Annotated in this window: 7 protein-coding genes; 5 read left to right on the top strand and 2 right to left on the bottom strand. The window is 50.1% G+C overall.

The window, feature by feature from the left end:
- From GA0061070_RS25380 to GA0061070_RS23775, 3 genes are all read left to right on the top strand, one after another.
- Positions 1-182 (top strand): hypothetical protein (locus tag GA0061070_RS25380; RefSeq protein WP_208598208.1); only part of this gene is annotated, 182 nt, incomplete at its 5' end.
- Positions 142-1,011: a hypothetical protein gene (locus GA0061070_RS23780; protein ID WP_139109834.1), complete on the top strand. Its 870-nt coding sequence runs from the start codon at positions 142-144 to the stop codon at positions 1,009-1,011. The genes GA0061070_RS25380 and GA0061070_RS23780, both read left to right, overlap by 41 nt.
- 222 nt (positions 1,012-1,233) lie before the next feature.
- Complete coding sequence (locus GA0061070_RS23775; RefSeq protein WP_090138960.1) at positions 1,234-1,428, top strand: hypothetical protein; 195 nt, start codon at positions 1,234-1,236, stop codon at positions 1,426-1,428.
- Positions 1,429-1,796: 368 nt separating this feature from the next.
- Here GA0061070_RS23775 and GA0061070_RS23770 read toward each other — a convergent pair whose 3' ends face one another.
- Positions 1,797-2,693, bottom strand: a complete 897-nt coding sequence (locus GA0061070_RS23770) for a LysR family transcriptional regulator (protein WP_090138959.1) — start codon at positions 2,691-2,693, stop codon at positions 1,797-1,799.
- 108 nt (positions 2,694-2,801) lie between these two features.
- Here GA0061070_RS23770 and GA0061070_RS23765 point away from each other — a divergent pair, with 108 nt between their 5' ends.
- Positions 2,802-4,265, top strand: coding sequence for an SLC13 family permease (locus GA0061070_RS23765; protein WP_090138956.1), 1,464 nt, complete (start codon positions 2,802-2,804; stop codon positions 4,263-4,265).
- A 17-nt stretch (positions 4,266-4,282) separates the two neighbouring features.
- Complete coding sequence (locus GA0061070_RS23760) at positions 4,283-4,888, top strand: histidine phosphatase family protein (RefSeq protein ID WP_090138954.1); 606 nt, start codon at positions 4,283-4,285, stop codon at positions 4,886-4,888.
- Positions 4,889-5,258: 370 nt separating this feature from the next.
- Here GA0061070_RS23760 and GA0061070_RS23755 read toward each other — a convergent pair.
- Positions 5,259-5,485, bottom strand: a 227-nt coding sequence (locus tag GA0061070_RS23755) for a helix-turn-helix domain-containing protein (protein ID WP_139109833.1), incomplete at its 5' end; no start/stop codon positions are given.

The following is a 5,485-nucleotide window of genomic DNA, read 5'->3' as shown; positions in this document are numbered from 1 at the left end:
CCTGTGATGGACCTGATGGATGGAAAGAATATGTTTCAGTCATGCTGCTTCCGGTACAGAAAAAAACGGCCGGGGCCATTCCCGAAAAGCGCGGCGGTTGTCGCGAAAACAGGGGGAAATGTTGTTGCGGCTGGTTTCCTGATGATGGCCCTGAATGCTTCATCTGTTGCCGCCGGCGATGAACTGGCCGGAGCCTATACCCGGCTGGTACTGCTTGCAGCCAGTGATGATATTAATGTGTCGTCTTTTCGCAGCGGGGGGATAAGGTACAGCAGCTATGCATTACCCCGGGAGTCTGCACCGTTGTGGGGAACGGACAACCTGACGCTCTCCGGTTCGCTCAGGGCCGGCTGGCTTGATGTTCGTTCTGCTGAAACGCTGAATGTTGACGGTGGGACTGCGGTACTTCATCCCCGGTGGACGGCCGGCTCTCTGGGCGGTGGCGCCCTTATTCGTTACAGCATAACGCCATCGCTCACCCTGAAAGGCGGCCTTGAAGGGGGTGTCATTAGCCTCAAAAACCGTTCGCGACTGACAGGCGGGCAGAGTGGGGCGTATCACTCCGGAATGAAAGATCAGGGGTTGCTGGACTGGTCGGCAGACCTGGTACGGGTATCCCCTTCGGTGGGAGTCCGGTTTCAGCAGCCAGTGTCAGACAGGGATTGTCTGACGCTGGACAGCCGGTTGACGTGGCATATCCTGTTCCCGGTTGCAGGGGATAAGGGAAATACAGGGAGGGGAGCAGGCACCTGGTCATTCCGGACGGAATACCGGTTTGCAGATGTTTTCGCTATTGCCGGGTCACCCGTTGATATTCTGCTGTCTGAACAACCTGGCGGGTTCTGGGGCCGGGGATATCGTGACATTGATTTTGGTTTTATCACAGAGACGGGTATTGCGGCTGAAGTCCCGGTCCCGGTGGGGGGCGCAACATACCGTCTGCGGCTGGGGGCTGGCTGGTTAGTCAATGACACCGGGACAGGGGTGTCAGTTATTCTGGGACTGGATTAATGGAGGTAATCCGGGTCAGGGGTTCTGCCGGGCAGGAGCGTCTGCCGGGGCGGGCCGGTTACATGCACCTCTGTTGAACAGGAGTTCAGGCTGTCCCTGCGCTGCTTTCAGGCGCAACCAACGCAACGGACGGTTCAGGTTCATCGCGGCGGTTGCCCCGTGAGTGGCTGACCAACAGGGGTATTTTTCGTCCATGACCGGACATTACTCAGGAGAAACGATATGGGAAATTTTGCAGAAAAACTTCAGGCGAAAACAAATGAATTCAAAGCGAATGTGGAAGCGGCGGCCGTATCCACAAAAGAACACATAGCACAGTGTGTGCAGGTGGCAAAAGACAAGGCAGAAAAGAGCAGGATTGCTGTCAGCGAAAAACTCACTTCTGACAGGTGGTGGGAAAACTGCTGCCGCAGGTGAAAAAAGCGCTGGGTCAGGACGAAGAAATAAAAGTCCCGATGATCACGCATAGTACGTTGAGTCAGATATTGTTGAAGACAGATCCTTACAGCTGCCTGCTGTGCGGCGGATGATATTCAGTTGTGCACCTGGCACGACACGATTAGCAGTGCTGGTTTCTGATGCCGGAGAGATAGCATGAATGCGTTACGTTAGTTGATGCAGGAAAGATCCGTCTGCATTCAGGAAATCCGCACAAAAAAACACCATAACACATTGAAGTTCAACGGCATTTATGCCTCGCGCTGGAGAATTATACGGATTTTAGCCCTACAGTTGACGCTCCAGAGCGGCATCGGGAAGTTTGAAATTCCCGGACGTCAAGTATGTTACGCTTCCAAAGCGGGTAGTAGAGCCAGGAAGTTTTGCGCAGCCGGAGATAAGAGTTTATCGCTATGATGGGCATAACTAATTTTTCTTGAGAACAGCGGTTCTTTCAGCTTAATTTCCCGTAGCTGGCCATTGACGATTTCCTGTTCTACAGAAAAGCGGGAAACTATGGAGACACCCAGGCCATACACCACACCCTGTTTGATTCCTTCAAGGCTGCCAATTTCCAACAGTCGGAGGCACTCAGGTTCGACACCGACTTTACGGAGATTTTCTAATAAAAAAGATCGGGTAGCAGAACGTGCGGGTTTGAGCAAAAATGTTTCGCCCAGAATGTCTTTGATACTGCATTCCTGTTTATCTGCCAGCCAGTGATCTGGTGGGCAGATAAGCACAAAGGGGTCACTCAGAAAATTAATCAGCGTATATTTTTTTGTATCAATTCCAATGTAATCGGAAACGATAATAAAATCATACTCGTGTGCTGCCAATCTCCGGGACAATTGTTCCGTCGTTGCTATTCCCAGCCGGATATTAACACCAGGATAGGTTTTTTTAAAATCTGCCATGAGGCGAGGAAGCAACCAGGCACCACAGAAATGGCTTGATCCTACGTTGACTGTACCAGAGGCTGGGTCGTCAAATTGCCGCATATGTTCCTGGGACTGTTTCAACAGATTCAGGATCTGCAACGCATACTCCCGGTAGACCACGCCCTGTGGGGTAAGATGCAGGCGGTTGTTCAGTCTTTCAAATAAGGCTGCATTCAGTGCTTCTTCCAATTTTCTGATTTTTATACTGACGGCGGGCTGGGTACAGTAAAGCTGTTCGGCAGCACGAGTAACACTTAAGCATTCGGAAAGAATCACAAACGCTTCCAGCTGTTTGATATCCATCGATGACCCCATAAATTATATTTATAGTAATTATAGAATAATATAAATGTACATAACTGGCGACAATATTCAGACTGAAAGAACTTACCAACACCAGGGGCTTCTTTCATGGATAAAAAATTATTACAACCTGAACCGGAAAAAAAAGGACTGACGCTAAAAAAGGTTGGTTTACCGCTCGCCGTGCTGATCCTGCTGGTATTGATGAATATTCCGGTGCCGGAGGGGCTTACGCCGCAAGGTATTAAATCTATCGCAATTTTTTGTGCTGCACTCGCACTCTGGATCTGTGGCTCTTTACCCATCTACCTCACCTCCATGCTGGTCATTGTATTACTGCCTCTGACCGGCACAGTTCCGAAGGAAGGGCTGGTTTTTGCCACACTGGGCTACGATGTCATCTGGCTGATGGTTTCCGCCTTTATACTGACGTCTGCGATGATCAAGTCAGATATCGCCCGACGCTTTGCTTTATGGATGATCACGTCATTTGGTCAAACGCCCCGCAGGGCACTGCTTGTCCTGGTGGTGATTAACTTCTGCCTGGTCTTTTTTGTGCCATCAACAACGGCCAGAGCGACGTTGATGGTCCCCATCTGCTTGATATTACTTGAAATCTATAAGGCTACGCCTGGCAAAAGCAATTTTGGGCGTGTCATGATGCTCCAGGGCGTTCAGGCGGATGCCATTGCCACATCCGGTGTGATGACAGGCACTGCGTCCAATATTATCGCAGTCGGCTTTATCAATCAGCAGGCGGGAGGGCATATCAGTTATATGGACTGGTTACTGGCCTCTTTTCCGCTGGCAATGATTGGCATGTCCCTGTCATTTTTGATCGGACTGAAGTTTTGGTCATTCAGGGATGAACTCGATTTCAAGGGGGCGTTGGAGAAACTGAGGCAAGAACGCCAGCAACTGGGAAAACTGTCGTACAGTGAAAAAAAAGCCATGGCCATATTTCTGATGGCTGTCGTGCTCTGGTCAACAGAAGATTACCACAAAGCGGTACTGGGCTTTGAGATCAGTGTGTATATGACTGCAGTTATTGCCGCTATCCTCTGCTTGCTCCCTCGTGTGGGGTTGCTTACCTGGCCTGAAGCCAATATCAAATGGGATCTGATGATTTTTGCCGCAGGGGCTTATGCGGCCGGCAATACGCTGGAGAACACCCAAGGTGCACAGTGGCTGATTGGTAAACTGGTTCACGGGTTGGGCCTTGAAAACATGAGTACCTGGCTGGTTTACGTCATTGTGGTTTTCATTTGCATGTACAGCCACCTGATTTTCACCAGTAAAACGGTCAGAACCACCATTCTCATCCCGGCATCGATAGCCCTGGCCAAAACGCTCGGTATGGACCCCGTCACCCTGGCACTGGCAGCCTCTCTGACCTTGACCTACACCATTACCCTGCCGCCTCATTCAAAGGTCAACGCCATTTACTTTTCAACCGGTTATTTCAGCGTGCTGGATCAGATGAAGTATGGGCTAGTCACCTGCTTTATTTGTGCGTCAGTGATCTGTGTGGCCATTTTTACCTGGTTCCGCCTTCTGGGGTATGGACTTTAAATAAAAGGATCTGAAGTATGCGTCTTATTTTACTCCGGCATGGAGAAACTCTCTGGAACAAGGAATCCCGTCTGCAGGGGCACGGAGACTCAAATTTATCCGAAAAAGGGATCCTGCAAGCTACTCGGATAAAGGATAGTGTTAGGCAACTCTCACCTGCCAGGGTGGTGACCTCAGATCTGGGGCGAGCCCGGTTGACAGCTGAATTGATTGGATATCCTGATGCCTTGCCAGATGATAAATTGCGTGAACTGCATATGGGAGCATGGACGGGATTGCGTAAACCGGATTTAATCGAAAACGACGCCGAACGCTACTGGCAATGGCGTGCAGGGGAATATACCCCATCCGGTGGAGAAAGTTGGAAAACGTTCTGTATGAGGGTCCACACGGCGTTAAGAGGTTGGGTTTTACAAGAAGACTCAGATCTTTTGGCGGTGGTTCACAGTGGTGTCATTCGGGCAGCTTGCCATGTTTTCCTGGATTTACCGGTTGAACGTTTGTTGCCTGTTAGCCCTGCAACTATGACAATATTTAATTTCGAATGCCCTGAGCATGATAAACCAAAGCTGGAAGCCTACAATATAGGAGCCTTTATGCCAGACAAAGATGCTGCTGATTAACTCAGAAAGCAACAGGTTTGGTTGCGCAAAACTTCCTGGCTCTACTACCCACTTTGGAAGCGTAAAATACTTGGCACTGTTGCAAAGATCGCGATCATGAAGCCTCGGTGATCTCCATCAATGTTACTGGAGCTTCGCAGGTGTGTTGATCTGTATCTTTTACCATTCCGGTGAAGGATACCTATGCCGACAGCGCCAATCTCCATGAGAAAACTTAAAGAAATACTTAGACTTAAATATGGTGCCGGACTCAGCCAGATCTGAGCCTGAACAGCTTGCTCACAATCCTGAATGCGATGCTCAGAAAGAACGAAGAATGGGACGAGCCGTATCACGTCGCTCTATAATTTTATCGTTCAGGGCAGTTGCTTTATTCTGGTAACTGCGGGCTGACTGCATTGTCACACAGACGCATGATGGTTTGTCGTGAGGTACCAAATTCGCGGGCTACGGCGCTGATACTGGCACCCGCTTTCAGGTGTTCAAGCGCTGCCTGCCGCTGTTCCTGGTTCAGCGCCGGTGGTCGACCAAACCGTTTGCCTGCTGCTCTGGCCCTTGCAAGGCCAGAATGTGTGCGCTCAATCAGCAGGTCTTTCT

Origin of the sequence: Kosakonia oryziphila (genome assembly GCF_900094795.1) — a bacterium.
Classification (GTDB): domain Bacteria; phylum Pseudomonadota; class Gammaproteobacteria; order Enterobacterales; family Enterobacteriaceae; genus Kosakonia; species Kosakonia oryziphila.
Note: the sequence above shows the minus strand (reverse complement) of the source record. Positions and strands in the feature narration are given on the sequence as shown.

Coding starts and splice junctions, on each gene's coding strand:
- GA0061070_RS23780 (WP_139109834.1), top strand. CDS start 142: ATGATGGCCCTGAATGCTTCATCTGTTGCCGCCGGCGATGAACTGGCC.
- GA0061070_RS23775 (WP_090138960.1), top strand. CDS start 1,234: ATGGGAAATTTTGCAGAAAAACTTCAGGCGAAAACAAATGAATTCAAA.
- GA0061070_RS23770 (WP_090138959.1), bottom strand. CDS start 2,693: ATGGATATCAAACAGCTGGAAGCGTTTGTGATTCTTTCCGAATGCTTA.
- GA0061070_RS23765 (WP_090138956.1), top strand. CDS start 2,802: ATGGATAAAAAATTATTACAACCTGAACCGGAAAAAAAAGGACTGACG.
- GA0061070_RS23760 (WP_090138954.1), top strand. CDS start 4,283: ATGCGTCTTATTTTACTCCGGCATGGAGAAACTCTCTGGAACAAGGAA.